Origin of the sequence: Mycobacterium dioxanotrophicus, assembly GCF_002157835.1 — a bacterium.
Taxonomy (GTDB): Bacteria; Actinomycetota; Actinomycetes; order Mycobacteriales; family Mycobacteriaceae; genus Mycobacterium; species Mycobacterium dioxanotrophicus.
Map to the genome: position 1 here is coordinate 3,599,422 of NZ_CP020809.1, position 26,389 is coordinate 3,625,810.

The following is a 26,389-nucleotide window of genomic DNA, read 5'->3' on the forward strand; positions in this document are numbered from 1 at the left end:
ACCTTCCTTAAGCAGTCGGGGCCTGATCGGCGATCAGAGCCTGGTGGCCGGCCGGCAGCGCATCCCACCACGTGCGGCGAGCGTCAGAGGCGGCCTGCCCATCGAGTTCGCCGAACAGCCGCAGCCGGGACAGGCCACCGTCGGGATAGACGTCGAGGCGTAGATGGGTCACCGCGGTGCTGCCGTCCAACACGAAACGGTGCCGGGTATCTGGCTGCACAGCGGTGCGCGCCAGCAGCTCTTTCCACGCGTCGGCGGCATCGATATCGGCCGAGCGCGCGTCGATCCCGCTCAGCCGCACCCAGCCGGGGGCGTTGCCGACGTAGTAGCTGGTGTCGATCTCGACATTCCGCGGACGCCCGGCAGCGGCGAGCGCGAACACCGCGTAATCGTTGCCACCGCCACGGCGGCGGGAGTTCTCCCAGCCCTCGCCCATGTTGCGGGCCCGGCCGGGCAGGATGATGTTTGCCGGCGAGGCATAGAACGCATCGGAGCAATCCACCAGCCGCCCACCGTTTTCCGCGGCCAGTAGGTCGACGGTCCCGTCGAGGAACCGAGGATCCGGCACCACCTCGCCGTGCACGCGCAACCGCGCCACGCCGCCGTCCGGATAGATCGACAGACGTACGTGGGTCCAGCGGTGGCGGTCGGTCACCTCGTAGGCGTTGGGCGTATCGCCCTGCGCGGGCGATTTCGCGACGATGGTCTGCCAGTCCGCCTTCATGACCTCCTCGATGGAGGGATAGCCCTCGATCGAGGCCGCCTCAACCGAGATGAACGGTGGGTAGTTGCCCTTGAAATACGCTGTGTCGACGATGATTCCGTGGATGATGCCGGCGGTGCCGAGCCGAACGATCGCGTAGTCGTGGCCGTCGTCGCGGCGTCGACGGGTTTCCCACCCGTCATAGACCTTGCCCTTGTGCCCGAACTCGTGCGGGTCGAAGAACGGCGCACCGGGCTTGATCAAGTTCTCGCGCTGCGCGAACAGTTCGTCGTTGGCCGCTGACACGCTGCCGCCGAGTGCGCGCGAGGCAAGATCGGGCAGGCCTGTGAAATCGGTGCTCATGATTCTCCTTATCGGCTGGTGGTGACGAGGTCGGCGGATACCGCGATGGTGCGCCCGATGCGGCGCAGCAGATCCGCCGCGTTCATCATGGATGTATGGGTGTCGGGCTCGAGCTCGGCGAGCGTGTATGCCTTGGCAATTCCGGCCTCGCGCAACTGAATATCGCGCAGTGTGTTGCGGCCGGCGACCGCGATGACCGGCACCCCGGCCTCACGGGCTGCGGCGGCCACTCCGACCGGAGCCTTGCCATGCAGGCTCTGCGTGTCCAGTGATCCCTCACCCGTGATGACGATATCCGTCTCGGCGAGCTTGCGTCGGAAGTCGATGAGGTCGAGCACAGTTTCGATTCCGGAACGGGTGGTGGCGCCCAGGACCGACATCGCTCCGAACGCGGTACCACCCGCGGCTCCTGCGCCGGGCACCCGGCTGTCGTCCCGGCCTGTCGCGACGTGCAGCAGCTGCGCCCACCGGGTCATCGACTCCTCCAAGATCACCAGCTGCACTGCTGTCGCGCCTTTCTGCGGTGCGTACACCGCCGTCGCGCCCCGCGGGCCGAGCAGCGGGTTGTCGACATCGCACGCAAGCTGGAAACGCGCACTGCGGACCGCTGGACGCAGGGCACCGAGGTCGACGTGCACGGCGTCCCGCAGGGCGGCGCCGCCGGGGCTCACCTCGTTGCCCTCGACGTCGAGGATCCGCACCCCGAGCGCTTGCAGCATTCCGGCGCCTCCGTCGGTCGACGCACTGCCGCCGACACCGATGATGACCTCGCGGGCACCCTCGTCGAGTGCATGCCCGATCACGGTGCCGAGGCCGAATGTGCTCGCCCCCAAGGGATCCAGTTCACCCGCCGCGAGGGCCACGAGGCCCACGGCCGCGGCCAGTTCGACCACGGCGGTCGGCCCGCGACGGGCGTAGCGGGCGGTGACAGGACGCCCCGTCGGCCCGGTGGTGGCCACCGCGACCGGCGCCCAACCTGCGGCGACGGCGGCAGCAACCGTACCGTCTCCCCCGTCGGCCACCGGAGCCGTGATGACCGACCACGACGGGTTGCCCGCGGTGAGTCCGTCGGCCAGGGCGTCGGCCACCTCCGCCGCGGTCAGCGAGCCCTTGAACTTGTCGGGCGCGACGAGTACGCGTGTCACGATGGCCTAATCCAGCAACAGAAGGGCCGTGGGGGCGTGTTCGGAGCTCGTGGCGAGTTCTTCGAATTCGGCGACGTTGTCGATCTCGGTGCCCATCGCGATGTTGGTGACGCGTTCCAGGAAGACCTCGACGATCACCGGAACCTTGTGCTCACCGGCCAGCACCCGGGCCCGCTGCAGTGCGCCGGCGATCTCACCGGGTTCTGTCACGCGGATTGCCTTGCAGCCCAAGCCCTCTGCGACCTTCACGTGGTCGACGCCGTAGCCCTTGGGCATGGCGGGCAGGGTGTCGTGCTGGGTGGTCTCCTCGGAGTTGATGTTGTCGAAACCGAGCTGGACGCAATAGTCCATGTCGAATGCCCGCTGCGCCTGACGGATCAGGCCGAGGTAGGAGTTGTTCACCACGACATGGATGTAGGGCAGGTTGAACTGGGCGCCGACCGCGAGTTCTTCGATCATGAACTGGAAGTCGTAGTCACCCGAGAGCGCCACCACGGTCGCATCCGGGTCAGCGGTGACCACGCCGAGTGTGGCGGGGATGGTCCAGCCCAACGGCCCGGCCTGGCCGCAGTTGATCCAGTTCCGTGGCTTGTACACGTGCAGGAACTGCCCGCCGGCGATCTGAGAGAGCCCAATTGTGCTGACGTAGCGGGTTTCCCGGCCGAAGACGCGGTTCATTTCCTCGTACACCCGCTGCGGTTTGACCGGGATCTCGTCGAAATGGGTCTTGCGTTGCATGGTGCGCTTGCGGTCCTGGCAGTCGGACACCCACGCCGACCGGTCCGGCAGCGTGCCGTTGGCCTGACGCTCGCGTGCGACGGCGACGAACTGCTCGAGGGCAGCCTTCGCGTCCGAGACGATGCCGTAGTCGGGGGCGAAGACCCGGCCGATCTGGGTCGGCTCGATGTCGACGTGCACGAATTTGCGGCCCTTGCGGTAGGTGTCGAGCCCACCGGTGTGTCGGTTGGCCCACCGGTTACCGATACCGAGGACAAAGTCGGAGGCGAGCATCGTCGCGTTGCCGTAGCGGTGCGCGGTCTGCAACCCCACCATGCCTGCCGTGAGCCGGTGATCGTCGGGGATCACGCCCCAACCCATCAGGGTCGGCACCACCGGCACATCCAGCAACTCGGCCAGCTCGACGAGCAGCTCGGCGGCGTCGGCGTTGATGATGCCGCCGCCTGCCACGATCAACGGCCGCTCCGCCGCGGCGAGCATGTCGAGCGCCTTCTCAGCCTGCGCCCGCGTCGCGGCAGGCTTGTGCACCGGAAGCGGCGCATAGGTGTCCGGATCGAATTCGATTTCCGCCAGCTGCACGTCGATGGGCAGGTCCAGCAGTACCGGACCCGGACGGCCCGACCGCATGACATGAAAAGCCTTGGCGAACGCTCCGGGCACCTGCGCCGGTTCGAGCACGGTCATCGCCATCTTGGTGACCGGCCCCGCGATGGCCGCGATGTCAACGGCCTGGAAATCCTCCTTGTGCAGGCGTGCGACCGGCGCCTGGCCGGTGATCGCCAGGATCGGGATGGAGTCCGCCATCGCCGAATACAGCCCGGTGATCATGTCGGTGCCGGCCGGCCCCGAGGTACCGATGCACACGCCGATGTTGCCCGCCTTGGCGCGGGTGTACCCCTCGGCCATGTGGGACGCGCCCTCGACGTGGCGGGCGAGGACGTGCCGGATGCCGCCGTGGGCGCGCATCGCGGAATAGAACGGGTTGATCGCCGCTCCGGGGAGGCCGAAGGTCTGGGTGGCACCTTCGAGCTCCAGAATTTTGACTGCCGCATCCACGGCGCGCATACGAGGCATATCGGATCTCCGTCTGAAAAGTAGTTTGGATGAGCTCACTCGGGCTTACGGCCGGACAGCCGCTCGACCCCGCGGAACAGAGCTGAATGATCAAGGCCGCCATCACCGTTCGCTCTCGCCGAGGCCATCAGTTGGGCGACGACGGCGCCGAGCGGGGTCACCACCCCGGCTTCCCGGGCTGCGGCGGTCACGATGCCGAGATCCTTGTGGTGCAGTTCGATGCGGAAGCCGGGGTCGAAGGACCGGTCCAGCATCTTCTGCGCCTTCTGGTTGAGTACGGCGGACCCGGCCAGTCCGCCTCCGAGGACCTCGACTGCGGCTGTGGTGTCCACGCCGTAAGCCTCGAGGAACACGATCGCCTCGGCCAGCAGTTCGATGTTGCCCGCGACGATCAGCTGATTGGCGGCCTTGACCGTCTGGCCTGAGCCGCTCGGGCCGACGTGCACGATCGTCTTGCCGACGACATCGAGGATCGGTTTGGCCGCTGCGAAGTCCTCGGCCGACCCGCCGACCATGATCGACAGCGCGGCGTTGATGGCGCCCGCTTCACCGCCGGACACCGGGGCGTCGAGCAGGCGGAATCCCCGTTCGGTGGCCTGCGTGGCCAGCTCGGTGGTGACGTCGGGCCGGATGCTCGAGAAGTCGATGATGAGAGCGCCGGGCTTGGCGTGATCGAACACGCCGTGCTCACCGGCGAGCACGGACTGTACGTCGGGCGAATCGGGGACCATCACGGCGATGACGTCTGCGTCCGCGACAGCTTGGGCGATGGACTCCGCGGCGGTTCCGCCGGCATGGACCAACGCCGCGGTCCGCTCCGGCGAGCGGTTGTAGCCGATGACCTGATGGCCTGCCTTGGCGAGGTGAACGGCCATGGGGCTGCCCATGATTCCGAGTCCGATGAATGCGATGGTGCTCACGAGTGTGCTCGATTCCGTCAGAGGGGTGGTTGTCAGTTGGCGGCGCGGGACGCGCGCTGATCGACCGGTAGCCAGTCGAAGGTGTCCGGGCGGGTGGCCTTGTACTCCAGCCCGACGTAGCCGCGATAGCCGTGTCCCGCGAGGCGGCGCAGGTATCCGTCGATGTCGAGGGTCCCGGTGCCGGGTTCGCCGCGGCCGGGTGCATCCGCGATCTGCACGTGTCCGATGCGTGATGCGTAGGCGTCGATGGCAGCGCCGACATCGTCGCCGTTGACCGCCAAGTGGTACAGATCGGCCAGCAGGCGCAGGGACTCGACGCCGTGGTCGGCTTGGACCCGGTCGATCACGGCGATCGCGTCGGCCGCGCGTGTCAGCGGGTACAACGGCGCCCCGCTGACCGGCTCGATGAGCACCACGGCACCGATCTGGTCGGCCGCCTTGCCCGCGTGCGCGAGGTTTTCGGTGGCGACGTCGTCCTGCTGTTTCGGGTCGACACCGTCGATACGGTTGCCGTACAGAGCATTGAAAGCCTTGGTGCCCAGTCGTTCTGCGATGCTGATCGCAACCTCGACGCTGTCCCGGAATGCGGCGACCTGGGCCGGGTCGGACAGCAGCCCGCGATCGCCTGCCGGCATGTCACCCGCCGCAAAGTTGAGGCCGGTCAGCTGGACGCCGGCGTTCTCGATCGCTGCCACGAATGCGTCGACGTCACTGTCGCGCGGTGCGGAAGTATCGAACGGCCACCAGAATTCGACGGCGTCGAACCCCGCGTCGCGCGCCGCTTGCGGTCGTTGCAGCAGTGGGACATCGGTCAGCAGGATCGAGCAGTTGACGGTGTAGGCAGAGGTATTCATCGGTGTTCTTTCGCTTCTCGGTTCGTTGCGGGGCTTCAGGAGGCCGGGGCGGCGTCGGGGTCCGGGAGTCCGCGGTAGCGCCGCCATCCGCCGTGTTCGGTGATGTCGATGAGCTCGTCGGCCTTGGTGTCGACCAAACCCGGACGCAGGCCGACCGCGAGAACCGAACGGCCGTCGTCGAGTTGGATCACCGTGAGCTCGAGCTCCGCGGGCTCCTCCGGTAGGAAGTCGGTGCGGATGTTGTCCAGTGGCACGTCGTAGAGCTCACCCTCGATCGAAGCGCCCCCGCTTGCGGTCAGTAGCAGCGCCGGGAACTCGTCGCGTACCGAGAAGAAGCGGTAGATCGGTGCGGTGCGGACCGCACCCAGGAATCGATGTTCGGACACGTTGTGGTGGAGGTTGCCGCCTCGCATCGCTCCCCCGTTGCAGAACAGCTCGGCCATGTGTCGCTCCTCATTGTCGGTGTCGCGGTGTGAGATCCGCTCAGCCTCTGCTTTTTCGTATTGTGGAATATGTATTTCGTGTTGTGAACACAGTGAAGCGTGCTGACCTGTCCGCTGTCAAGGGTCCACGGACCGTCGGATTGGGCCAGTTGCGGATCCGGCAGCTGGGCAACGCCGTCATCAGCACTGGTCAGAGCCTTCTCTGGACTGTCAACGAGGCATCCCTCAGAGCGGGACGTCGAGCCGTGGAGAGGGGTCGATTCCGGCGGAGGGCTTGACGTGATGCCCGCCACACGGCAGACTTTCGTATATCGAGAGTCAAATTTCACAATGCGAAATTTGATGCCAGCGCGAGGACCTCTTATCTCGCCGCTGACGCCAGATCCGATATCCCCCGCAACGAGGAGCGCCCGATGGCGATATCAGACCAGCCGCACACTCAATCCATCATGAGCAGTCGGTGGCGGCGCGGTGAGGCGACGCCGGCGCGGCCAGAATCCTCCGGCCACCACGACCCGATCCTGCATCACCCGCCGGCGGATACGCCCGGGCTGCCCGACGTCAGTGAGCGGCTCTACAACCAGGACCTGGCCCCGACCAAGGCGGCCGGCCGGCGTTGGAGTGGCTACAACATCTTCACGCTGTGGGCCAACGACGTACACAGCCTGGGCAACTACGGCTTCGCGTTGGGATTGTTCGCGCTCGGATTGGGTGGCTGGCAGATCCTGCTCGCGCTGGGTATCGGCGCCGCTCTGCTGTTCGGGTTGCTCACCTTCTCGGGTTTCATGGGCTACAAGACCGGCGTTCCTTTCCCCGTCATGTGCCGTATCTCGTTCGGCGTCCGCGGCGCCCAGATTCCAGGAGCGATCCGCGGCGGCGTCGCCATCGTCTGGTTCGGCATCCAGACCTACCTCGCCTCACTGGTACTGCGCGTACTGCTGATCGCACTGATCCCGGGGCTGCAGAACTGGGACCACAATTCGATCCTGGGTTTGTCCACACTCGGTTGGCTGACCTTCGGCGCCCTCTGGCTCGTGCAGACCTACATCGTCCAGCACGGTCTGGACATGATCCGCAAGTACGAGGCCGTCGCCGGTCCGATCATCCTGGCCACCATGGCGGCGCTCGCGGTGTGGATCTTCGTCAAAGCCGGCGGCGGTATCGCCTGGTCGAACGACAAGCCCTTGACCGGTGGCGCCATGTGGCGCGAGATCTTCGCCGGCGGCGCGCTGTGGGTGTCGATCTACGCCACGTTCGTGCTTAACTTCTGTGACTTCACCCGGGCGTCGAAGACTCGGCGATCCATTGTGAAGGGCAACTTCTGGGGCATCCCCATCAACATGTTGTTCTTCGGCGTGATCGTCATCGTGATGGCCGGCGCCCAGTTCAAGATCGACGGCGTCACCATCGAGAGCCCGGCTGACATCGTCCACGCGATCCCGAACACGTTCCTGTTGGTGGCGGCATCGCTGGCCCTGCTGGTGCTCACCATCGCGGTCAACCTGATGGCCAACTTCGTCGCACCGATCTATGCACTGACCAACCTCTTCCCGCGCAAGCTCAACTTCGCCCGCGCCGGTGTGGTCAGCGCCGTCATCGGTCTGGTCATCCTGCCCTGGAACCTCTACAACAGTCCGGCGGTGATCGTGTACTTCCTCGGTGGCCTCGGCGCGCTGCTCGGCCCGCTGTTTGGCGTCATCATCTCCGACTACTGGCTGCTGCGCCGTACCAAGATCAACGTTCCCGCGCTCTACACCGAGGATCCGGACGGGGTTTACTTCTACCGCAACGGGTTCAACCCGAGGGCCATCGCCGGGTTCATCCCCGCGGCGGTGCTCTCCCTGCTGATCGCCTTCATCCCCGCCCTGCATGCCGTTGCGCCGTTCTCCTGGTTCTTCGGGGCCGGCCTCGGTGCGGTCATCTACCTCGTGATCGCCGACCGAAACCAAACGTTCGAGGACGTCTCCGGTGAGCCGATCGCCGTCCCCAGCGTGCACTGATCACATCCGGCCGACACCTCACTTCCGAAGGGCCAGCACATGCGCATCCTTGTCGTGAACGTCAACACCACCGAGTCGATGACCGACTCCATCGGCCGCCAGGCGGCTGCCGCGGCCTCCCCCGGTACCGAGATCGTCGCGTTGACACCGCTTTTCGGTGCCGACTCGGTCGAGGGCAATTACGAGAGCTATCTCGCCGCGATCGCCGTCATGGAAACCGTGCGGGCCTACACCGAGCCGTTCGACGCCGTCATTCAGGCCGGATACGGCGAGCACGGTCGTGAAGGGCTGCAGGAATTGCTGGATGTCCCGGTGGTCGACATCACCGAAGCCGGCGCCAGCACCGCGATGTTCCTCGGCCACAAGTACTCGGTGGTCACCACCTTGGACCGCGCGGTACCGATGATCGAAGACCGGCTGAAGCTGGCCGGGCTCGACGCCCGGTGCGCCTCGGTTCGGGCCAGTGGCCTCGGGGTCCTGGAACTCGAAGAGGACCCGGACCGTGCGGTGACGGCGATTGTCGAACAGGCGGAAAGCGCCGTCACCCAGGACCGGGCCGAGGTCATCGTGCTCGGTTGCGGCGGGATGGCCGGGCTCGACGCGGATATCCGCAAGCGGACCGGTGTCCCCGTGGTCGACGGTGTCGCCGCAGCGGTCACCATCGCCGAATCGCTGGTTCGGCTGGGCCTGAGCACATCCAAGGTCCGCACCTACGCGCCGCCGCGACCGAAGACGTTCAAGAACTGGCCCCCGCGCTGACTCGCCCGATGTGGTTCGACCCGGCACGCACTTCGGGATACGAATAATTGATTCCGCTTTGTGGATTACTATGGCGGGTATCGGGCGAGACCGAATCGAAGGGTTGACATCCATGGCACGCACAGAGGCGGCATCAAGCGGCGTGCAGTCGGTCGAGCGCGCGTTCGACCTGCTTGAGGTCATGGCCGCGGCCGGCGGGCCGATCGGCCTCAGCCAACTCTCGGAAGCCTCCGGGCTTCCGGTGCCGACCATCCACCGACTGGTGCGCACGCTCGTCAACCGCGGATACGTGCGCCAACTGCCGTCGCGGCAATACTCGTTGGGGCCCAGGATGATTCGGCTCGGTGAGAGTGCCACCCGGATGCTCGGCGCATGGTCGCGGCCACTGTTGGCCGAGGTCGTCAAGACCACCGGGGAGACCGCGAACATGGCGTTGCTCGACGACACCATGGCGGTGTACGTCTACCAGGTGCCCTCCGAGCATTCCATGCGGATGTTCACCGAGGTCGGGCGGCGCGTCTACACGCACTGCACCGGCGTCGGCAAGGCCCTGCTGATGCAGCTCCCCGACGAGGCTGTCCGACAGATCGTCGCCCGCGCCGGCATGACCGCCCAGACCGCGTTCACCCTGACCGATCCGGACGCCCTCATCGCCGATCTCGAACTGAGCCGCCACCGTGGCTACGCGCTCGACGAGGGTGAGCAGGAGATCGGCGTGCGGTGCTTCGCGGTTCCGGTACCCGACGCGCCGATACCGACCGCGATCTCGGTGTCAGGGCCCGCAGCGCGCGTCACCATCGACTCCGCGGATCACATTGTCCCGCTTCTGGTTCGAGTCGCCAAGGAGCTCAGTGCGCAGTTCGGCGACGGCGCCTGACGGGACTTTCGCGCGCCGAGTTCGACGAAAACGTTGCACCGCCGCGCGTGGCGCGACATTACCGTCGAACTCGGGGCATGTCAGCGGCGGGACTGCGCTGGGACGCCCTCCCACAGGGCAGCTGCCGTCCGGTCGGCTTCCTGGATGCCGTGGTCGAAATCGACAGTCACGACCAGGAATTCGGCCGAGTCAGCTTCACCCACCCGGCCCGCCTGTGCCACGGTGGTTCCGTCGGGCCCGATGACCTTGCTCTTGCCGAGCAACTCGCCGCCGCACTGGTTGGCCATAATCCACCACTGCCCGTTGACCAGCGCATTCGCCGGATACAGCACGTCCCACCACGTCTCGGCCGCTGCCTCGTAGGCGGCGGGTGCGACGACGATGCGCGCCCCCAACTGTTGTAGGCGGCGGGCATACGCGGGATGGTCGCCGTCGAAGCAGATGCTCAGTCCGACCACACCGACGCCGTCGACGTCGACGACCGTGGGTTCGGTCCCGGCCTCGAACACGTGCTCCTCCCCGAGTGGGGTGTACAGATGGACCTTTCGATGGGCCGCGGCGAGTCGGCCGTCGGGCCCGTACACCACCGCGGTGTTGTAGAGGCAATCCCCGTCGCGTTCGGGCACGGTGCCGGCGAACAACCAGACGCCCGCATCGGCGGCCGCGGCCGACAACGATTGGCCGCGAGGCCCTTCCAGCGGCTCAGCGGCCGCCGCCGCATCGCCCGCCAACGTCGCCGGGTCGTATCCGCACGGCCACAATTCCGGTAGGACGACGAGATCGCAGCCACGCTCGGCGAGGCGACCGATCGACGTCACAACGTCGCGCACGTTTTCCTTGGGCGCGTTGCACTTTGGAAGCCATTGGGCGATTCCGACAGTGCATGTGCCAGCCATCAGCAGCCTTCCTCGTCGATGGCCTGTGCCCGCAGCATCGCAGGGCACAGGTCCCAACGACTATCTCGGCGCTTCCCAGCCGGGGTCAAGCAGCCAGTTCCGATGCCATTCGTCGATTTCTCAGATGCGGGCGGTGAACACCTATACGGCTTGGCATTTCAGATCGATCATGCTGTTGGCCGGCCGGGGTTGGCGCGGGATGAGCACGGCCGCCGAGTTGTCGGACTCCACGCGCTCGGCGTACTGGTTGTCCGGGTCCGCCGTTATCGTCACGCGATTGTCGCGCTGGTAGAAGCTGCTGTCCACCGTCATCTGGGCGTAGTTCTGTGCCCGGCCATCCGGGCCGCCGCCGAGTGAGGAGTTGTAGTTGACGCTGGCGCCGCTGTCGAGTGCCACGCGAACCGGAACGAGCTTGTCGACGGTTCCCGGCCCGAGATTCTGTACCTGATAGCCGACATTGAGGGTGTCACGGCCGGGTCCGGCACCGTCGAGCACGACAGAACAATCCGGCGCCACCCAGATGATGAAGTTCGGTCCGCTGGGATCACTCTTCGGCGCATTGGCTTGTTTGCGTGACGCGGCCGCGGCATTGTCTGCGCGCGTCTGGGTCCGGATGTCGGGGGTCACGCACACCACGTCGCCGTCGAAAGCCTCGCGCCACACGAAACCCTGCAGACAGGTGTTGGGTCCATAAGCTCCTCCGTTGGGCTCGCGGCGGTCGGCGGCCGTGGCGTTTTCCTGGGCGGTACGGGCGCGGACGGCGGGTGTGACGCATACCGTGTCGCCGGTCTGTGCCTCTCGCCAGACGTAGCCCTGGATGCAGGTATCCGGTCCGTAAGGCAGATCGGTCGGATCGGCCTGAGCGGGTACCGGGTGGGAAACTGCCGCCAGCGCGGCGAACAGAGCTATCGATACCGGCCTGCGCAATACGTGGTGTGCCATGGTGATCCCTCCGCTAGATCTGTATTTGGGCAGCTCACGCCTCCACGGGCACCATCGCATCGCGGCGGGCAGCGGCATAGCGTAGGCACCTACCCGACTTGCCCGGTGTCGAGCCGTGGGTGCTACGCACGCTTATTGCGAGGGTTAGTATCTACGTATGCATGCAGATAATGTGTCGGTGCATCCCCTGGATCAGGAGCAGGCAGGTCTGATTGTCGAGGTTTTCCGAATGCTCGCCGACGCCACGAGGATTCAGGTTTTGTGGGCACTCACCGCGGGCGAGCTGTCCGTCAACGACCTTGCCTCACGAGTGGGCAAACCGGCTCCATCGGTGTCGCAGCACCTGGCCAAGCTCCGCATGGCGCGGCTGGTGCGCACGCGACGCTCGGGCACCACGATCTTCTACAGCCTGGAGAACGAGCACGTCCGCCAATTGGTCGTCGATGCGGTGTTCAACGCGGAACACGCCGGCCCCGGCGTCCCGCCGCATCACCGCGACGATGCCCGGGTACGTGAACTGAACGTTGACGCCGACGCACGGAAAGCTGCACGGCGATGAGCGGCCATCACCATCACCCCCACGACCATGACCACGGCCATCAGCACCCGGGAGGTGTGCGCGGGCTGGTTCGGGAGATCTTCGCGCCGCACTCGCACGACGCGGCGGACAGCATCGACAGTGCTCTGGAGTCCAGCGCGGCCGGAATCCGCGCGGTCAAGATCAGTCTGTCGGTGCTCGGACTGACGGCGATCGCCCAGATCGTCATCGTCGCGCTGTCCGGATCGATCGCGTTGGCGGCCGATACCATCCACAATTTCTCCGACGCGTTGACGAGCGTGCCGCTGTGGATCGCTTTTGTGCTCAGCACCAAGGCCGCTACCCGCCGATACACCTATGGCTTCGGCCGCGCCGAGGACATCGCGGGGCTGTTCGTCGTCGCGATGATCGCCTTGTCTGCGGTGATCGCCGGCTGGGAAGCGATCCGGAGGTTGATCGAGCCGCAGCAGATCGAACACGTCGGCTGGGTCGCGCTCGCAGGCTTGGTGGGATTTCTCGGCAATGAATGGGTCGCCTTGTTGCGCATACGAGTTGGGCGCAGGATCGGTTCGGCGGCGCTGATCGCCGACGGGCTGCACGCCCGCACCGACGGCTTCACGTCGCTGGCGGTGCTGATCGGTGCCGGCGGTGTGGCGCTGGGATTCCCGCTCGCAGATCCCATCGTCGGGCTGTTGATCACCGTGGCGATCCTGGTGGTGCTGCGCACGGCCGTTCGAGATGTGTTCCGTCGTCTCATGGACGGTGTGGACCCCGCATTCATCGACACCGCCGAGGCCGTCTTGGCCGCACACCCCGGCGTACAAGCGGTGCGCAGCGTGCGCATGCGCTGGATCGGGCACCGCCTGCACGCCGACGCGGAACTCGACATCGACCCCGACCTCAGCCTCGCGAGTGCTCACCGGATCGCCCACGACGCCGAGCACGACCTCATCCACGCGGTACCGAAGCTGACTACCGCGCTGATCCACGCCTATCCCGCGGAGCACGCGGTTCTCGGTGGTTCCCGGGCGGGTGATTGAGGTCGATCGACTACCCGAGAGTGTCTGCGAGACGACTGGCGAAGCTGTTGGCGGACACGCGGTCGATGAGAGCGAAACATACTGCCAGTCCGTTGATTTCGCGATCCGCCGCGCCTGGATAGAGTGACAGGGGTTCGACGACGAATCCCTGTGCGCCGAGTTGCACGGCGACCCTACGGTCATCATGTCCACGGGGCAGCACGACGGCGACGTGCAGACCGGCCTCGACGCCCAGTACGGAGAGCGCCGGGCAGTGTGCGCCGAGGGCGGCGATGAGTATGTCGCGGCGATGCCGGTATTCGCGTGCCGCGCGGGCCAGGTGCCGCTGCAGATCACCGGCGAGGATCAGCTCCGCGAGCGCATCCCGGGTGATCACGGACAGCGCGAGCCGATGCTCACGCAGGTAGGTCAGCACGGCATCCCGAAGCGGTCGGGGCGGTACCAGCCATGCCGCTCCCAGGCCCGGGGTGAGGATCTTCGACGCCGTCCCGATGTAGGCGACGTGTTCCCCCGCACCCGGGACCGACCGGACCGCGGGAAGTGGCGCGACCCCGTAGCGGAATTCGCCGTCATAGTCGTCCTCGACGATGATCGAGCCGGTCCGCTTGGCCCAGGCGACCAGTTCGGCGCGCCGGTTCACCGACAATCGGTGTCCGAGCGGATACTGGTGCGCCGGCGTGCAGTACACCAGGCCAGGGGCGTCGCCCAGCTGATCGACGCGCAGGCCGTCGTCATCGACAGTAACGAAGGTTGGGCGCAGCCCGGCGCGTAGGAACTCCTCGTATGCGGCTGGATAGCACGGCGACTCGAGATAGCAGCGCGTGAGACCGCTCACCGCCGCGACGGCCTCAAAGGCCGCTCCCGAGCCGGGCACGTCGATCACCGTGTCGGTGTCGATGCCGCGATTCGTGCGCAGATGATCGGTCAACGCCGTGACGAACGACTCGCTCGTGTCCTGCCACGGTGATGAGGTGGTCGGGGTCCGGGCTGCCGCCGCGCGCCAGGCGCGGGTCCATGCGCGCATATCGATCAACCCGGGGTCGGGATAGCCCGGGCGCAAATCGACCTGTGAACCGGGTTGGGGTGCGATCACCGTCGATGACGACGGACGCCGCGCGCGATCCGTGTCGAGGGGGCCGCGTGGACGACTGGAGAGGCCGGCGGCGGCCGCAGCCGCCGCGCCGGACGTCGTCCGGGTACCCGAGCCGGGCACCCCTTCGAGAAACCCGGCGGCGACCAGCTCGTCGTAGGCGGCCGCGACCATGGTGCGGGAACATCGGAGCTCGTCGGCCAGCGCGCGTGTGGAGGGCAGCCAATCCCCGTCGGCGAGTTGGCCGCCGGCGATCAGAGCCACCATCTGCGTGGCGATCGACTTCGCGCTCAGGTCGCTGGTGTCCAGCGGGAGATGAACCAGTCGGGTGTGCCGCGGCATCTGCTCACAATACTGGCATCTGAAATCTGCAGTTTCTGGCCGTTCCGATAATGCCGCAATCATGGTTTTGTGTGAGACATGGAGAAGCTCACCCGCAAAGAAGGTCGACAGTCCACCGAGCGCGCCGCATTGGAAGAGTTCCTCGACGGGCAGTGGTGGGGTGTGCTCACCATGGGCTGCGTCGAACGACGTGACGGCAGGACGCGGCCCTTGGCGGTGCCGACGCTGTTCGTCCGGCATGAGGACCGGATTCTCATGCACGGTTCGACTGGCGCCGGCGCAATGGGAGCCAACGCGGCGGCAACGTCAGCGGCCTTCTGTGTGACGGCGATGGACGCACTCGTGGTCGCCCACAGCACATTCGACTCCTCGGTGCATTACCGCTCGGCGGTCCTCTACGGTGACCTGCAGGCCGCCCGCCGCGAAGAACGCGCCATGCTTTTGGACCGCTTCAGCGATCTGCTGCTTCCCGGGCGCACGGCCGAAGTCCGTGGGATGACACCGAAAGAGATCGCCGCTACCAACGTCGTCGCCATGCCCATCACCGACGGGGATTGGGTGTACAAGGTCAACGACAGTCCGGTCAAGGAGCCCGACGAGGATACCGACGTGTGGGCGGGCACCGTCCCGTTCGTCGTCAATTACGGGACGCCGCACCGGGCTTCGTGGTCATCGGCCGAATTGCCGGACTCCGTGCGGACGTTGGTCGCGACGGGACGCCCGAGCGCAGTCAGTTCTGCGCCGGTGTGACCAGGAACTTCTCCCCCGTCGCCTTGCGCGAGATCATTTGCAGCATCTGTGGTTTGAGCAGGTCGGCCAGTGGGATCGTCTGGGTGTAGTGGCTGGCGAACGTGGTTTTCACCCCGGCCGCCACCCGGGCGTGCAGCTCGGCGACGCGGGAAGGCCCGATCTTCTGTAGGAATGGGGTCAAGAGCCACCCTCCGACGCTCCAGCTCATGCCGAATGAACGGTCGAGCTCGGTCGGCCCGGTGTCCAGAGACCCGTAGATGTAGACCTGTTTGAGGACCGACGACCCGTACCTGCTGTAACTCGTCATCCGTCGACCGGCGGCGGTCTCCATGGCAGCGAGGATTGTGCTCGCCAGGTGCCCACCACCGATCGCGTCGAAGGCCAGGGTGGCGCCGGTCTCGGCGACGGCTTCGACGAGGGCCGAGACGAAGTCGTCTGCGGTCGAGTTGCAGACGTACCGGGCCCCGATGCCCCTGAGCAGCTCTTCCTGCGCGGCGCTGCGGACGATGTTGACCAGCGCGACACCGTCCTGCGCGCAGATCTTGTTGAGCATCTGGCCGAGGTTGGACGCCGCGGCCGTGTGGACCAGCGCCGTATGTCCTTCATCGCGCATGGTTTCGACCATGCCCAACGCGGTGAGGGGGTTGACGAAACACGATGCGCCCTCGGCGGCGGTCACGTCGTCGGGCAGCGCCAGACAGCTGCCCGCCGGCACCGTCCGGTACTGGCTGTACATGCCGCCGGCGAGCACCGCGACGGTCTTGCCCAGTAGGGATTTCGCGTCGTCACCCGCCGCGATCACCACGCCTGCGCCCTCGTTGCCCACGGACATGGACTGTCCGACGCGGCTCGCCATGGCGTGAAAGCCCTTGGCAGGAACCGAGAGCGATGTGTACCGGGCAGCGCCTTCGCCCACCGTTCGGGCAGTCGCCAAGTCTGCCGCGCCCAGCAGCAGCCCCAGATCTGACGGATTGACCGGCGACGCTTCCACCCGTACGACGACTTCGCCTGGGTCCGGCGGAGTGACCGGCCGGGGTTGCAGTGTCAGTTCGAGTTCACCGGCATCGGTCAGTAGGGAGCGAAGTTCAAGACCCGAGACAGGCAGGTCGGCGGTGGCAGAGTCAGTCATGATGCTGCGTCCTTCCAGGCGGGGTCGCTCGGTCGAGGGCACGGGTGACTCCATTTTGGCCTGACGCACCGCCGATGTCCGCGGACCCGCTCGGCAGACGAGGATAATCGGCTCTCCGAACAACGCGCGGGATCGAGGATGCATCGATGACTCCGGAGGGATTGGCCGCGAGGCCCCACGGCGCGGACGGACCACGCAACGGCTGGGCACCATCGGGGCTGACGCCGTTTCTGCTGGGGCCGACGGCGCCGCTGTGGCTGGGCTTCGCGGTCGGTGCCGGGCTGATCGTTGCTGAGGCGGCATTGGTGGGTCTGCTTGGCAGGGCCCTGCCGCACCAGATGTTCGGCGTGGTGTTCTTCCTTGGCGTGCTTGTGATCTCGGCCGGATGGCCGATGTGGATGGGCGTGGTGATGACGTTCGTGAGCACCGTCGTCTACCTGCGTATGCACCTCGGGGGCATGGTGATCCCCCATACGCTGCAGGACTTGATCCCGATCGTGGTGTATCTGCCCGTCGCCCTGCTGGCCAATCTGCTCGTCGGCCAGGCACGGTTGCGTGCGGTGGAAGCCCGGGAGGCTGCCGAGAAGGTCAGCGAGCTCGCCGAGCGTCAGGCAGCGCTGCGGCGGGTGGCGACCCTGGTGGCGCGCGGTGCGCCGCCCGACGAGGTGCTGACCGCTGTTGCCGACGAAGTCGCCAACGCCCTGCATATGGGCAACGCGGCGTTGTTTCGATATGTCGACGACGAGTACGGCGAGATCGTCGCGGTCCACGACGAGGCCGGCCGTCCGCGGATGCCGGTGGGCGTCCGGCTGCGGTTGACCGGCGACAGCGTCGCCGCCATGGTGCTGCGGACCGGCCGTGCGGCACGTCTGGACAGTCATGAGGATGCGACCGGGGCGGCCGCTGCGGTGATCCGTGACCTCGGGCTGCGCTCCGGGGTTGGCGCCCCGATCATCGTCGAGGGGCGGCTGTGGGGCGCCGCCATCGCAGGCTCGTCACGGCCCGGATCGCCGCCGCCGGATATGGAGTCACGGCTTGCCGACTTCGCCGAACTCGTGGCGACGGCAATTGCCAACACCGAATCCCGCCGCGAATTGATGGCCTCACGGGCCCGGATCGTGACGGCTGGTGATGAAGCCATGCGGCGGATCGAACGAGACCTGCACGACGGTGCGCAGCAACGGTTGGTCGCGCTGGCGTTGACGAGCCGATCGCTGCAGGCGGCACTGCAACCCGACGATGCGCTGGCACACGAGATCGCCGAACTCGGCGACGGATTGGTCGCGGCCAGCGAAGAGCTCCGTCAGATCACCCACGGAATACACCCCGCGGTTCTCACCAACGGGGGCCTGCGGCCCGCGTTGCGCGCGTTGGGCCGCCGGGCGACGCTGCCCGTCGAGGTGTCCGTCGATGTCGCGAACCGACCCCGCGAGTCTGTTGAGGTGGGCGCGTATTACGTTGTGGCAGAGGCATTGACGAACGTCACCAAGCATGCCGACGCGTCCCACGTCAACGTGACTGTCGATGTCGACGGCGGCGCCCTGCGTGTCGTGGTGGCCGACGACGGCGTGGGTGGCGCCGACACCCGCGGCGGATCGGGTCTGGTGGGCCTGAAGGACCGGGTGGAGGCACTGGGTGGGCGCCTGCAGATCGCGAGCCCGATGGGCCGGGGCACCACCTTGACCGCGTACATTCCGCTTGCCGCTGACTGATTGCCTGCGCGCCAACAGGTTCCGTTGAGCTTTTCTCAGCGTCGGTTCAGCGTCCCGCCTCTAGCGTCTGCGGACATGGCCGATACCGCAAGATCTGGGACCAGTTCGTCCGCACTGAGCCGGGTTCCCGAAGTCACCGTGTGGTTCTGGGTGATCAAGGTGCTGTGCACCACCGTCGGTGAGAGCTTCGCCGACTGGATCAACATGACGCTCGGTGTCGGGCTGATTCGGACGGCGATGATCTTCACCGTGATCCTGGCTGTCGTGCTGGGGTGGCAGTTGAGCGTGCGCCGATATGTCCCCTTCGTGTACTGGCTCACCGTCGTCGTGATCAGCGTGACGGGCACGCTCTACACCGACATCCTCACCGACACCACGGGTGTTCCATTGGCAGCGAGCACCCTCGCCTTCGCCGCGGTGCTCGCCACGGTGTTCGGAGTGTGGTTCGCGCGCGAACGCACGCTGTCGATCCACAGCATCGTCTCGCTGCCGCGTGAACTGTTCTATTGGCTGGCCGTTCTGGTGACGTTCGCGCTCGGCACGGCCATCGGCGACTGGACGCTGGAGCTCACCGGCTGGGGTCCGGGGCGGTCGGTACTCCTTCCGGCCGGACTGATCGGCGCCATCGTGATCGGCTGGCGGCTCGGCGCGAACGCCGTGCTGTCGTTCTGGCTCGCCTACATCCTCACGCGTCCGCTGGGCGCGAACCTCGGCGACTGGCTGGCCGCCCCGAAAACCGAGCAGGGCCTAGGACTGGGCGTCGCGGTGACGAGCGTGATCTTCCTCGGGTTGATCCTTGTTACCGTCGTCTACCTCTCGGTGACTCGCTCCGACGTCATCGAACGCGAGGTCGCCGCCACGCCGGCCGCGGATCGCGACCCGGCCCGTGAGCGCGTCATGCTCGGCTATCTCGGCGTGGTCGCCATCGGGACCGTAGCCCTGCTGGTGTGGGCCGCCGGTCGGCCCCACGAAATACCCGCCGGCGGCGAAGCGGAATCGGAATCGGCCGCAGCGGTGTCGCTACCGGCAGGGCAGTCGGTGACCGCACAGTTCCCGCCTGCCGCGGTCACCAAGTACCGCGGCATCGTCCAGGACACCCTGGTGAAGGTCAACGCGGGCGATCAGGCCGGTGCCACCACCCGCATCAAAGACCTCGAAACCGCATGGGACGACGACCAGGCCACCCTGCAGCCGATGGACAACGCCGGGTGGGCCGTGCTCGACGGTCAGATCGACCAGGTCCTTTCTGCGCTGCGGGCGCCGACGCCTGACCCGGCCACCGAATCACGAACCCTCAGTCAGCTGCTCACCTCGTTGCAGTGAGCCGGCGGCTCCTGGCAGTCCGATGGGAAGATCCCGTGACCGCGTGTCGCAACGCTCGCGGGACGCCGAACACGGGTACACCGGCTGACTGTGGGTGTCGGCGGGCGGCAACAGCAACCGCACAGGTTCTCGTCTGCAAGATATGACCGTGGCGGTTGAGATGGCAGAGCCTTTGCGCCACCGCATCGCACAACTGTCCCTGGTCGACGGCTGGGTGCCAATCGCGGTGCAGGTGCTGGCTGCGCTGCTTCTGCTGTACGTGGTGTGGGCCCACGCCGATCGCCGAGGCTGGCGGCGGCTGGCCATCGCCGCCTTGATCGGGACGCCGTTCGCGGTGTGGGCTCGGCACTACATCTCGTCGATCGGGGTCTCCGGTGAGGCGGCTCCGAACCGACTGTGGCTGTGGATCGGATTGGTCGGCACGGCGCTCAGCCTCATCTTCCTCACCTGGCGGCGCGCGTCCTGGTGGCGGCGCGGTGCGTCGGTGCTGGCTGTACCCCTGTGTGTGGTGTGCGCGGCGCTGTCGGTCAACACCTGGGTCGGCTACTTCCCGAAGGTGCGCACGGCATGGATGCAACTCACGACCGGACCGGTACCCGATCAGACCGACCGGGTCGGCGTCACCGCCATGCAATTGTCGAACGCAAGGCCCGAGCGAGGCGTCGTTGTTCCAGTGCGGATCAACGCCGTATCGGGATTCGCGCATCGTCGAGAGTTCGTCTACCTGCCCCCGATATGGTTCGCGAGTAAGCCGCCCCCTCGCTTGCCGACGGTGATGATGATCGGGTCGGCGTTGAACACGCCGGCCGACTGGCTTCGGGTCGGTAATGCGGTCGCCACCATCGACGACTTCGCCACCCAGCACGACGGCAGCGCGCCTGCGGTGGTCTTCGTCGACGCAACCGGCGCGTTCGACAACGACACCGAATGCGTCAACGGGCCCCGCGGCAACGCTGCCGATCACCTCACGAAAGACGTTGCTCCGTTCATGGCGGCGAATTTCGGGGTCAGTGCCGACCGCACCCATTGGGGCGTCGCCGGATGGTCGATGGGCGGCACGTGCGCGGTCGACCTGACGGTGATGCACCCCGACCTGTTCAGCGCATTCGTCGACATCGCCGGTGACATCGGCCCCAACACCGGCAGTCGCGAGCACAGCATCGCCACGTTGTTCGGTGGTGACGCCGACGCGTGGGCCGCGTTCGACCCCACCACCGTCATGAAACGGCACGGCCGCTACACCGGCGTTACGGGATGGTTCGAGGTGCCCGGCTCACCTGACGGCACGGCGGGTGATCCGGTGTCCAATCCCGAGGGCCAGGACATCGCCGCACGCTCATTGTCGGCCACCGGCGCCACGGAAGGCATCACATCCACGGTGGTGACGCGGCCCGGCAGACATGACTGGCTGTTCGCCTCCCAGGCGTTCGGTGATGCGTTGCCCTGGCTGGCAGCGCAACTCGGGACCCCGTCGGTACCACGAGTGGCGATGCCGAATTCGACCACCGACGCGGCCGGGCCGACCGGCATACCCGTTGTGGCCCAGCATCATTGATCCGGCGACTCGAGTGGTGGCGCCGCCTCGGGTCAACGACCTCAATAGCATTGACGGCAAACAGTTTTCAATTCGTTACCGCGGTGTCCGAACCGTTATCGCTTGCACAGCTGCACCATACGTTCGCCACAGTGCCGGCAAAAATCCACGTCATAGCTTTACTTCGCATCCGGCGTTGACGCCGTAACACGAAGAAACGGAGTAAACCTATGACGTTCAAGCGAACCCTGGGTGTCTCGGCGCTGGCCGCGGGCATCGGCATGGCGGGGCTGCTCGGTGTCGGTCTCGGCACGGCAAGCGCAGACCCCGGCTGGGGCTGCGATCGTCCCGGCGCCCCGCAGTGCGACAACCACCGCGACGATCGCGGACCCGACCGCGGACCGGCTGGACCGGTCGACTGGCACAACCGGGGCATCGACCAAGGCCGCAACGACCACCAGCCGTTCAACTGGAACGGTCAGCAGGTGACGCCGATGCAGGCAGGGGACGGCCACGGTTGGGGCTTCTGGTTCCTTGGCACCTGGATTCCGATGTAAATCCGCCGAAACTGCTGATGGGCCGTCGCTTTCCGGGGCGGCCCATCGGGCTATCCGGTGCCGCGGTCGTCGGTCGGGCGCGCCGCGAACGGGTTGAACTTCGACAATCCGGGGATGTTCGACAGCATCCGGAAGACGTCGTTACCGGTGGCGACGAGCGCCTCCAACTGAGGCAGAAGGCGATCCATCGTGCGGAACATCGGGTCGGCCATCGCCAGATAACGCTCGGTGCGGTCGATGGTCGTATTCAGCCGTTCAGTCGCCACCGCCAAATTCTCGATCAGATCGGGCAGCTGCACGGCGAGTTGAGCTGAGGCGGGGGGAATGCGCATCGCGCTGTTCGCGACGGCCTGCGCGGTCTCGACCGCCGACTGAGCGGTCTCCACCGCAGCCTGTGCGGCCGATTTGAGGTCGCTCGGTTTGGGAAGCTTCGGACTGGTCATGTCGGTAACTGTGCCGCACCGCGACGTCGCTGTCAGCGGCTTTTGGTCGGGGGTGTCCGGGTTGTGTCGAATCGGGTATCGCGCGCGAGCGCTAGGCTGCATCCGGCGATCGGCAACCGGAAGCTCCCGGGTCTTGAGTGGCCGTCAAATGCACTGCCGGAGAGGTCAATCCGTGCCGATCCCGGTCGCCACATCGGGAAGAGGGTGCGATATGGAACAGTTCCGCCGCGGCGGCCTGGTTTTTGACGTCATCGACGACGGCCCTGCGGACGGGCCGGTCGTCGTTCTGCTGCACGGATTTCCCCAGCGCAACACCAGCTGGGAAGCCGTGACGGCACGGCTGACGGCGCACGGATACCGGTGCCTGGCACCGAATCAGCGGGGCTATTCCCCTGGTGCGCGGCCGCTGCGGCGCCGTGACTACCGGATGTCCGAGTTGGTCGACGACGTGCTGGCCCTCATCGACGACAGCGGAGCCGACCGCGTGCACCTCGTCGGGCACGACTGGGGCGCCGCGGTGGGGTGGGGGCTTGCGCTGCGGCACCCCCACCGACTGGCGTCGTTCTCGCCGATCTCGGTCCCCCACCCGGTGCCCTTCCTGCGTGCGATACCGACCAGCCGACAGGGCCTGGCGTCCTGGTACATGTACGTCGCCCAACTTCCCCGGCTGCCCGAGCGGCTGCTGCTCGGCCGGGACGGCTCGGGTATCAGGATCACCGACGCGCTGCTGCGCGGCGGCCAGGCCGCCGTGCATGCGCAACGAGACACCGAAGCGATGCTCGAACCCGGCATGCTGACCGCGGCGCTCAACTGGTACCGCGCGATGCTGTTGTCCGATTCGGGCGAGATCAAGCACCGGGTGCGGGTGCCGACGATGTACATCTGGAGCGACGGAGACACCGCGATCACCGCCAAACCGGCCCACGACACCGCGAACTACGTGGCCGGACCGTACCGGTTCGAGACGATTCGCGGCGCCTCGCACTGGTTGCCCGACGAGGAGCCTGACACCGTGGCGGGCCTACTGCTGGAATGGTTTGCCGCACACCCGCTGTGAGGTTCTACTGCCGGCCGCGCTTGACCTGCAGCAGCCGGTAACCGCCGTAGAGTGCCAGCGCTACCCCGAAATTCACGAAATACGCGATGTCGGCCCCGTACCACGCGGTCGCCACCGGCCCGTGGATCAGTGAGGTGTTCATGAACGGCATCGCCACCGCGTAGGAGATGACGAAGGTGATCAGCGCCGCCACCGCGTCCGACCGGCGGGTCTCCTCGGCCGATGGATCGAGCGTGTCGCGTCCGCGGATCCGGATCGCCCAGTCCACCGACACCACTGCCACGAACGCCGGAATCCAGTAGCTGACCAACAACAACACGTCGGTGAACCGGCTCGCGGTGTCGGCGGCGTGCAGCCACAGGATCAAGAAGAACGCGAGCGCCGTGACGATGACGGCGGAGACCGGCCTGCGGACCCGTGCCCCGATGGTCTGCAGCGCCAGTGACCCGCTGTAGTCGTTCATGACCCCGGAACCGACGGCAGCCAGCGCGATGATCAACAGCGCCAGCCCACCGAGGACTCCGCCGCCCATCACGGTTCGCACTCCTTCGGCGGTCTGCTCACCGACCGCTGCCGCGCCGGCGATGCCGATGCCCTGAACGAAGATGTACGCCGACGCGATACCGGCGAAGGTGTACCCGAAGACCTGGCCCCGGGGGGCCGTCGCGGGCAGGTACCGACTGAAGTCCGCGGCATAGCTCGCCCACGAGATGGCCAAGCTGAGCGCGATGGTCACCTCGAAGACGAAGGCGCCGACCAGCGCTGCGCCGTGTGCGGTCGCCGGTGTGACCACGTCCTGTCCGCGGACCAGCTTGACGGCGAACACCACGAAGGTGACCAGCAAGACGACCGTGAGCACCGCCTGCAACCGGTGGATGAGCTCGTAACCGAAGAATCCGACGACGCCCTGTACGCCGAGGACGATGAGCACGGCGATCCAGAACGGGATGCCCACCAGGACGGCCAGTGCTTCCCCACCGAACAAGCCGACCAAGGCGTCCCAGGCGATCGACGAACCCCACTGCAATACCCCGGGCACCACGACGAAGCCACCGAATGCCATTCGCGCGTTGGGCAACTGGCCGGCGCCGGTGCGCGGGCCCCAGGTCGACAGGTAGGCCACCACCAATGACCCGAGCACGGTGCCGATGACCATGGCCAGCATGCCCAGCCAGAAGCCCAGACCCAGCGCGATGGCCAGCGTCCCGGTGAAGACGCCCGTCATATTGACCTGAGGTGCGAACCACACGGTGAACAACCGCGCAGGACGGCCGTACCGCTGGTCCTGACCGATGGGCGCGATGCCGTGCGTTTCGACCGCGAGGTCGCCGGCGCCCGTCGGGCGGCGCCCGGTGAAGGCGGTCGCGTTGAGCACGTTGGATCGAGAAGGCATGGCCCATTCCATCATGCCGACGACCACCGGTTCATAATCGGGAAACTGAAAAGATAGGCTAACGAACGGAGTGACGGTGGTGGTGCCCAGGATCGGAAACCCTGAAGCCACCACGACCCGTCCCGCCGTGCTGATCGCCGGGTTGAGTCTCGTCGTGCTGACCGTCGCGGTCCTGCAGACCGCGGTGGTGCCGGTCCTCGGTGTCATCGCGGCACAACTGGGATCGACGCCCGCTGCGGTGAGTTGGGCGGTGACCGCGAACCTGCTCGCCGCCGCCGCGGCCACGCCGCTCATCGGCCGCCTCGCCGACCTGTACAGCAAGAAACGGGTGTTGCTCGCCGTGCTTGCCGTCGTACTGGCCGGCTCGCTGCTGGCTGCGACCACCGCGTCGGTGCCGCTGCTGATCGTGGCGCGGGTGCTGCAGGGCGCCTCCTATGCGCTCTATCCGATCAGCATCGCCGTGCTGCGCGCCGAACTCGCCGAGGACCGACTGGTGGGGGCGATGTCGATCCTGTCGGGAACACTCGGCTTCGGCGGCGGGGCCGGGCTGGTCGTGACGGGTCTGCTGATGTCCGGCGATGCCGGCTATCACCGCGTCTTCTGGCTCACCACTGCCTTCACCGCCGTGGTGATTGTCCTTGCGGCACTTGCTGTTCCGGACCGCCGACCGGACACCACCGGCACCATCGACTGGCTCGGGGCGATCGGACTGGCGGCCGGGCTGTCGGCGTTGCTGCTGGGCATCACCCAGGGCAACGCGTGGGGGTGGGCCGCTCTCGCGACGCTCGGTCTGCTGGCGGCCGGAGTGGTCGTGCTTGCCGCGTGGTGGTGGTGGGGGCGGCGCGTACAGCAGCCGCTCGTGTCGACGGCGATGCTGACCCGACGACCGATCCTGCTGACCAACGTCGCCACGATCTTCGTCGGTATGGGGTTGTACTTCGCATTCCTGGGGCTCACCCAGTTCGTCCAGATGCCGCGCGAGGTGGCCGGCTACGGTTTCGGTGCCACCGTGCTGCAGGTCAGCGTCTACTTCTTGTTGCCGGGTGCGCTCACCGGATTCGTCGTGGCGCTCATCAGCGGCCGCTTCATCGACCGGTACGGCGCGCGGCGGGTGATGGCCGTCGCGGCCGTTGCCGGCATCGCCGGGTTCGTCGTGCTGGCGCTCGCCCATGACCAGGCCTGGCAGGTCATCGTCGCCGGGGTGCTGGCCAACGCGTACATCAGCCTCGGGTACGGGGCCTTGCCCGCGCTGGTGGTCAGTGAGGTCGATGCGGCGCAGACGGGTATCGCCACGAGCATGAACGCCATTGCCCGGACCGTCGGGAGCTCGATCGCCGCCGCGATCGTCGCGGTGCTCATCGGACACGCCCGCGTACCTTCGGAATTCAGCTTCGTGGTCATCTTCGTCGCCGGCGCGGTCACCGCGGCCCTGGCGATGGCTCTCATCGCGGTGTCCCGTACTCCCGACCGCCACCGGCGATCGGTGCAAACCTTGACGGAGTCGCGTGCGATGAACCACGAGTGGGGCTGATCCGGTCCCCGGTTTCGCGGCGCCGGGCAGCGGCATCCTGAGAAACTGAGCGCAGGCTCCCACACCCGTCAGCGCCGGCGCGCTGTTGTGGTCGCACGCCCCCTTCACTGTAGGAATACGTGCAATAACCGCCTTCAAACGAAGGATTCCATTGTAGAAATGTTAAATCGTTGCGGAATCGCTTGCGAACGTCGGCCCCATCCGCGATGGTTTACCCACAGCACCACGCTGCGCCT

General features: G+C 66.8%; 24 protein-coding genes. 12 read left to right on the forward strand and 12 right to left on the reverse strand.

Annotation, left to right across the window (positions count from 1 at the left end):
• Positions 1-7 precede the first annotated feature (7 nt).
• From alc to BTO20_RS17480, 6 genes are read right to left on the reverse strand one after another with little or no spacing between them, the layout of a single operon-like run.
• Positions 8-1,066, reverse strand: a complete 1,059-nt coding sequence (alc, locus tag BTO20_RS17455; protein ID WP_198344424.1) for an allantoicase — start codon at positions 1,064-1,066, stop codon at positions 8-10.
• Between the two features lie 8 nt (positions 1,067-1,074).
• Positions 1,075-2,211: a glycerate kinase gene (locus BTO20_RS17460; RefSeq protein WP_087077584.1), complete on the reverse strand. Its 1,137-nt coding sequence runs from the start codon at positions 2,209-2,211 to the stop codon at positions 1,075-1,077.
• Positions 2,212-2,217: 6 nt separating this feature from the next.
• Entirely contained in the window at positions 2,218-4,023 is a 1,806-nt protein-coding gene (gcl, locus tag BTO20_RS17465; RefSeq protein WP_087077585.1) for a glyoxylate carboligase, read from the reverse strand.
• A 35-nt stretch (positions 4,024-4,058) separates the two neighbouring features.
• Positions 4,059-4,943 carry a 2-hydroxy-3-oxopropionate reductase gene (locus BTO20_RS17470; protein WP_087077586.1) on the reverse strand — a complete coding sequence of 295 codons (885 nt, stop codon included), beginning with the start codon at positions 4,941-4,943 and terminating at the stop codon, positions 4,059-4,061.
• Positions 4,944-4,975: 32 nt separating this feature from the next.
• Positions 4,976-5,797, reverse strand: coding sequence for a hydroxypyruvate isomerase family protein (locus BTO20_RS17475; protein ID WP_087077587.1), 822 nt, complete (start codon positions 5,795-5,797; stop codon positions 4,976-4,978).
• 35 nt (positions 5,798-5,832) lie between these two features.
• Positions 5,833-6,240, reverse strand: a complete 408-nt coding sequence (locus BTO20_RS17480) for an allophanate hydrolase-related protein (protein ID WP_087077588.1) — start codon at positions 6,238-6,240, stop codon at positions 5,833-5,835.
• A gap of 449 nt (positions 6,241-6,689) precedes the next feature.
• Between BTO20_RS17480 and BTO20_RS17485 the strand changes: the two genes are divergently transcribed.
• From BTO20_RS17485 to BTO20_RS17495, 3 genes are all read left to right on the forward strand, one after another.
• Positions 6,690-8,240: an NCS1 family nucleobase:cation symporter-1 gene (locus BTO20_RS17485; RefSeq protein ID WP_087082254.1), complete on the forward strand. Its 1,551-nt coding sequence runs from the start codon at positions 6,690-6,692 to the stop codon at positions 8,238-8,240.
• Between the two features lie 39 nt (positions 8,241-8,279).
• A complete protein-coding gene (locus tag BTO20_RS17490; RefSeq protein ID WP_087077589.1) occupies positions 8,280-8,999 on the forward strand; it encodes an aspartate/glutamate racemase family protein in 720 nt (239 codons plus the stop codon).
• Positions 9,000-9,111: 112 nt separating this feature from the next.
• Positions 9,112-9,876, forward strand: a complete 765-nt coding sequence (locus BTO20_RS17495; RefSeq protein ID WP_087082256.1) for an IclR family transcriptional regulator — start codon at positions 9,112-9,114, stop codon at positions 9,874-9,876.
• A gap of 80 nt (positions 9,877-9,956) precedes the next feature.
• Here BTO20_RS17495 and BTO20_RS17500 read toward each other — a convergent pair whose 3' ends face one another.
• The gene (locus BTO20_RS17500; protein WP_087077590.1) at positions 9,957-10,772 is read right to left on the reverse strand and encodes a carbon-nitrogen hydrolase family protein; all 816 of its coding nucleotides are present in this window, start codon (positions 10,770-10,772) and stop codon (positions 9,957-9,959) included.
• 141 nt (positions 10,773-10,913) lie between these two features.
• Entirely contained in the window at positions 10,914-11,714 is an 801-nt protein-coding gene (locus tag BTO20_RS40560) for a hypothetical protein (protein ID WP_232491174.1), read from the reverse strand.
• Between the two features lie 157 nt (positions 11,715-11,871).
• Here BTO20_RS40560 and BTO20_RS17510 point away from each other — a divergent pair, with 157 nt between their 5' ends.
• On the forward strand, positions 11,872-12,273 hold the full coding sequence (locus tag BTO20_RS17510) for an ArsR/SmtB family transcription factor (RefSeq protein WP_087077591.1): 402 nt from the start codon (positions 11,872-11,874) through the stop codon (positions 12,271-12,273).
• Entirely contained in the window at positions 12,270-13,292 is a 1,023-nt protein-coding gene (locus tag BTO20_RS17515) for a cation diffusion facilitator family transporter (RefSeq protein ID WP_087077592.1), read from the forward strand. Before BTO20_RS17510 ends, BTO20_RS17515 begins: the two co-directional genes overlap by 4 nt.
• 10 nt (positions 13,293-13,302) lie before the next feature.
• Here BTO20_RS17515 and BTO20_RS17520 read toward each other — a convergent pair whose 3' ends face one another.
• A complete protein-coding gene (locus BTO20_RS17520; RefSeq protein ID WP_087077593.1) occupies positions 13,303-14,724 on the reverse strand; it encodes an aminotransferase-like domain-containing protein in 1,422 nt (473 codons plus the stop codon).
• A 78-nt stretch (positions 14,725-14,802) separates the two neighbouring features.
• Between BTO20_RS17520 and BTO20_RS17525 the strand changes: the two genes are divergently transcribed.
• Complete coding sequence (locus BTO20_RS17525; RefSeq protein WP_087077594.1) at positions 14,803-15,474, forward strand: pyridoxamine 5'-phosphate oxidase family protein; 672 nt, start codon at positions 14,803-14,805, stop codon at positions 15,472-15,474.
• Here the strand turns inward: BTO20_RS17525 and BTO20_RS17530 are convergent.
• On the reverse strand, positions 15,455-16,603 hold the full coding sequence (locus tag BTO20_RS17530) for a zinc-binding dehydrogenase (RefSeq protein WP_198344425.1): 1,149 nt from the start codon (positions 16,601-16,603) through the stop codon (positions 15,455-15,457). The two genes, BTO20_RS17525 and BTO20_RS17530, sit on opposite strands and share 20 nt — an antisense overlap.
• A 146-nt stretch (positions 16,604-16,749) precedes the next feature.
• Here BTO20_RS17530 and BTO20_RS17535 point away from each other — a divergent pair, with 146 nt between their 5' ends.
• From BTO20_RS17535 to BTO20_RS17550, 4 genes are all read left to right on the forward strand, one after another.
• Positions 16,750-18,315, forward strand: a complete 1,566-nt coding sequence (locus tag BTO20_RS17535) for a GAF domain-containing sensor histidine kinase (protein WP_087077595.1) — start codon at positions 16,750-16,752, stop codon at positions 18,313-18,315.
• 75 nt (positions 18,316-18,390) lie between these two features.
• Positions 18,391-19,638 (forward strand): COG4705 family protein, encoded by a 1,248-nt coding sequence (locus tag BTO20_RS17540; RefSeq protein WP_087077596.1) that lies wholly within the window; start codon positions 18,391-18,393, stop codon positions 19,636-19,638.
• 160 nt (positions 19,639-19,798) lie between these two features.
• Positions 19,799-21,193, forward strand: coding sequence for an alpha/beta hydrolase (locus BTO20_RS17545; RefSeq protein WP_087082260.1), 1,395 nt, complete (start codon positions 19,799-19,801; stop codon positions 21,191-21,193).
• A gap of 209 nt (positions 21,194-21,402) precedes the next feature.
• Positions 21,403-21,729 carry a hypothetical protein gene (locus BTO20_RS17550; protein ID WP_087077597.1) on the forward strand — a complete coding sequence of 109 codons (327 nt, stop codon included), beginning with the start codon at positions 21,403-21,405 and terminating at the stop codon, positions 21,727-21,729.
• A gap of 50 nt (positions 21,730-21,779) precedes the next feature.
• Here BTO20_RS17550 and BTO20_RS17555 read toward each other — a convergent pair whose 3' ends face one another.
• On the reverse strand, positions 21,780-22,172 hold the full coding sequence (locus tag BTO20_RS17555) for a hypothetical protein (RefSeq protein WP_087077598.1): 393 nt from the start codon (positions 22,170-22,172) through the stop codon (positions 21,780-21,782).
• 211 nt (positions 22,173-22,383) lie between these two features.
• On the opposite strand from BTO20_RS17555, the gene BTO20_RS17560 reads away from it, so the two are divergent.
• Positions 22,384-23,229: an alpha/beta fold hydrolase gene (locus BTO20_RS17560; RefSeq protein ID WP_087077599.1), complete on the forward strand. Its 846-nt coding sequence runs from the start codon at positions 22,384-22,386 to the stop codon at positions 23,227-23,229.
• Positions 23,230-23,233: 4 nt separating this feature from the next.
• Here the strand turns inward: BTO20_RS17560 and BTO20_RS17565 are convergent, their stop codons facing one another.
• Entirely contained in the window at positions 23,234-24,622 is a 1,389-nt protein-coding gene (locus tag BTO20_RS17565) for a purine-cytosine permease family protein (protein WP_198344426.1), read from the reverse strand.
• A gap of 76 nt (positions 24,623-24,698) precedes the next feature.
• On the opposite strand from BTO20_RS17565, the gene BTO20_RS17570 reads away from it, so the two are divergent.
• On the forward strand, positions 24,699-26,153 hold the full coding sequence (locus tag BTO20_RS17570) for an MFS transporter (RefSeq protein WP_087082265.1): 1,455 nt from the start codon (positions 24,699-24,701) through the stop codon (positions 26,151-26,153).
• Positions 26,154-26,389: the final 236 nt, after the last annotated feature.

What these genes read in the sequence shown, in the direction of transcription:
- BTO20_RS17540 (WP_087077596.1), top strand. Translation starts at nt 18,391, where the DNA reads ATGGCCGATACCGCAAGATCTGGGACCAGTTCGTCCGCACTGAGCCGG.
- BTO20_RS40560 (WP_232491174.1), bottom strand. Translation starts at nt 11,714, where the DNA reads ATGGCACACCACGTATTGCGCAGGCCGGTATCGATAGCTCTGTTCGCC.
- BTO20_RS17555 (WP_087077598.1), bottom strand. Translation starts at nt 22,172, where the DNA reads ATGACCAGTCCGAAGCTTCCCAAACCGAGCGACCTCAAATCGGCCGCA.
- BTO20_RS17535 (WP_087077595.1), top strand. Translation starts at nt 16,750, where the DNA reads ATGACTCCGGAGGGATTGGCCGCGAGGCCCCACGGCGCGGACGGACCA.
- BTO20_RS17490 (WP_087077589.1), top strand. Translation starts at nt 8,280, where the DNA reads ATGCGCATCCTTGTCGTGAACGTCAACACCACCGAGTCGATGACCGAC.
- BTO20_RS17565 (WP_198344426.1), bottom strand. Translation starts at nt 24,622, where the DNA reads ATGCCTTCTCGATCCAACGTGCTCAACGCGACCGCCTTCACCGGGCGC.
- BTO20_RS17510 (WP_087077591.1), top strand. Translation starts at nt 11,872, where the DNA reads ATGCATGCAGATAATGTGTCGGTGCATCCCCTGGATCAGGAGCAGGCA.
- gcl (WP_087077585.1), bottom strand. Translation starts at nt 4,023, where the DNA reads ATGCCTCGTATGCGCGCCGTGGATGCGGCAGTCAAAATTCTGGAGCTC.
- alc (WP_198344424.1), bottom strand. Translation starts at nt 1,066, where the DNA reads ATGAGCACCGATTTCACAGGCCTGCCCGATCTTGCCTCGCGCGCACTC.
- BTO20_RS17560 (WP_087077599.1), top strand. Translation starts at nt 22,384, where the DNA reads ATGGAACAGTTCCGCCGCGGCGGCCTGGTTTTTGACGTCATCGACGAC.
- BTO20_RS17500 (WP_087077590.1), bottom strand. Translation starts at nt 10,772, where the DNA reads ATGGCTGGCACATGCACTGTCGGAATCGCCCAATGGCTTCCAAAGTGC.
- BTO20_RS17550 (WP_087077597.1), top strand. Translation starts at nt 21,403, where the DNA reads ATGACGTTCAAGCGAACCCTGGGTGTCTCGGCGCTGGCCGCGGGCATC.
- BTO20_RS17520 (WP_087077593.1), bottom strand. Translation starts at nt 14,724, where the DNA reads ATGCCGCGGCACACCCGACTGGTTCATCTCCCGCTGGACACCAGCGAC.
- BTO20_RS17530 (WP_198344425.1), bottom strand. Translation starts at nt 16,603, where the DNA reads ATGACTGACTCTGCCACCGCCGACCTGCCTGTCTCGGGTCTTGAACTT.
- BTO20_RS17475 (WP_087077587.1), bottom strand. Translation starts at nt 5,797, where the DNA reads ATGAATACCTCTGCCTACACCGTCAACTGCTCGATCCTGCTGACCGAT.
- BTO20_RS17525 (WP_087077594.1), top strand. Translation starts at nt 14,803, where the DNA reads ATGGAGAAGCTCACCCGCAAAGAAGGTCGACAGTCCACCGAGCGCGCC.
- BTO20_RS17545 (WP_087082260.1), top strand. Translation starts at nt 19,799, where the DNA reads ATGGCAGAGCCTTTGCGCCACCGCATCGCACAACTGTCCCTGGTCGAC.
- BTO20_RS17515 (WP_087077592.1), top strand. Translation starts at nt 12,270, where the DNA reads ATGAGCGGCCATCACCATCACCCCCACGACCATGACCACGGCCATCAG.
- BTO20_RS17485 (WP_087082254.1), top strand. Translation starts at nt 6,690, where the DNA reads ATGAGCAGTCGGTGGCGGCGCGGTGAGGCGACGCCGGCGCGGCCAGAA.
- BTO20_RS17495 (WP_087082256.1), top strand. Translation starts at nt 9,112, where the DNA reads ATGGCACGCACAGAGGCGGCATCAAGCGGCGTGCAGTCGGTCGAGCGC.
- BTO20_RS17480 (WP_087077588.1), bottom strand. Translation starts at nt 6,240, where the DNA reads ATGGCCGAGCTGTTCTGCAACGGGGGAGCGATGCGAGGCGGCAACCTC.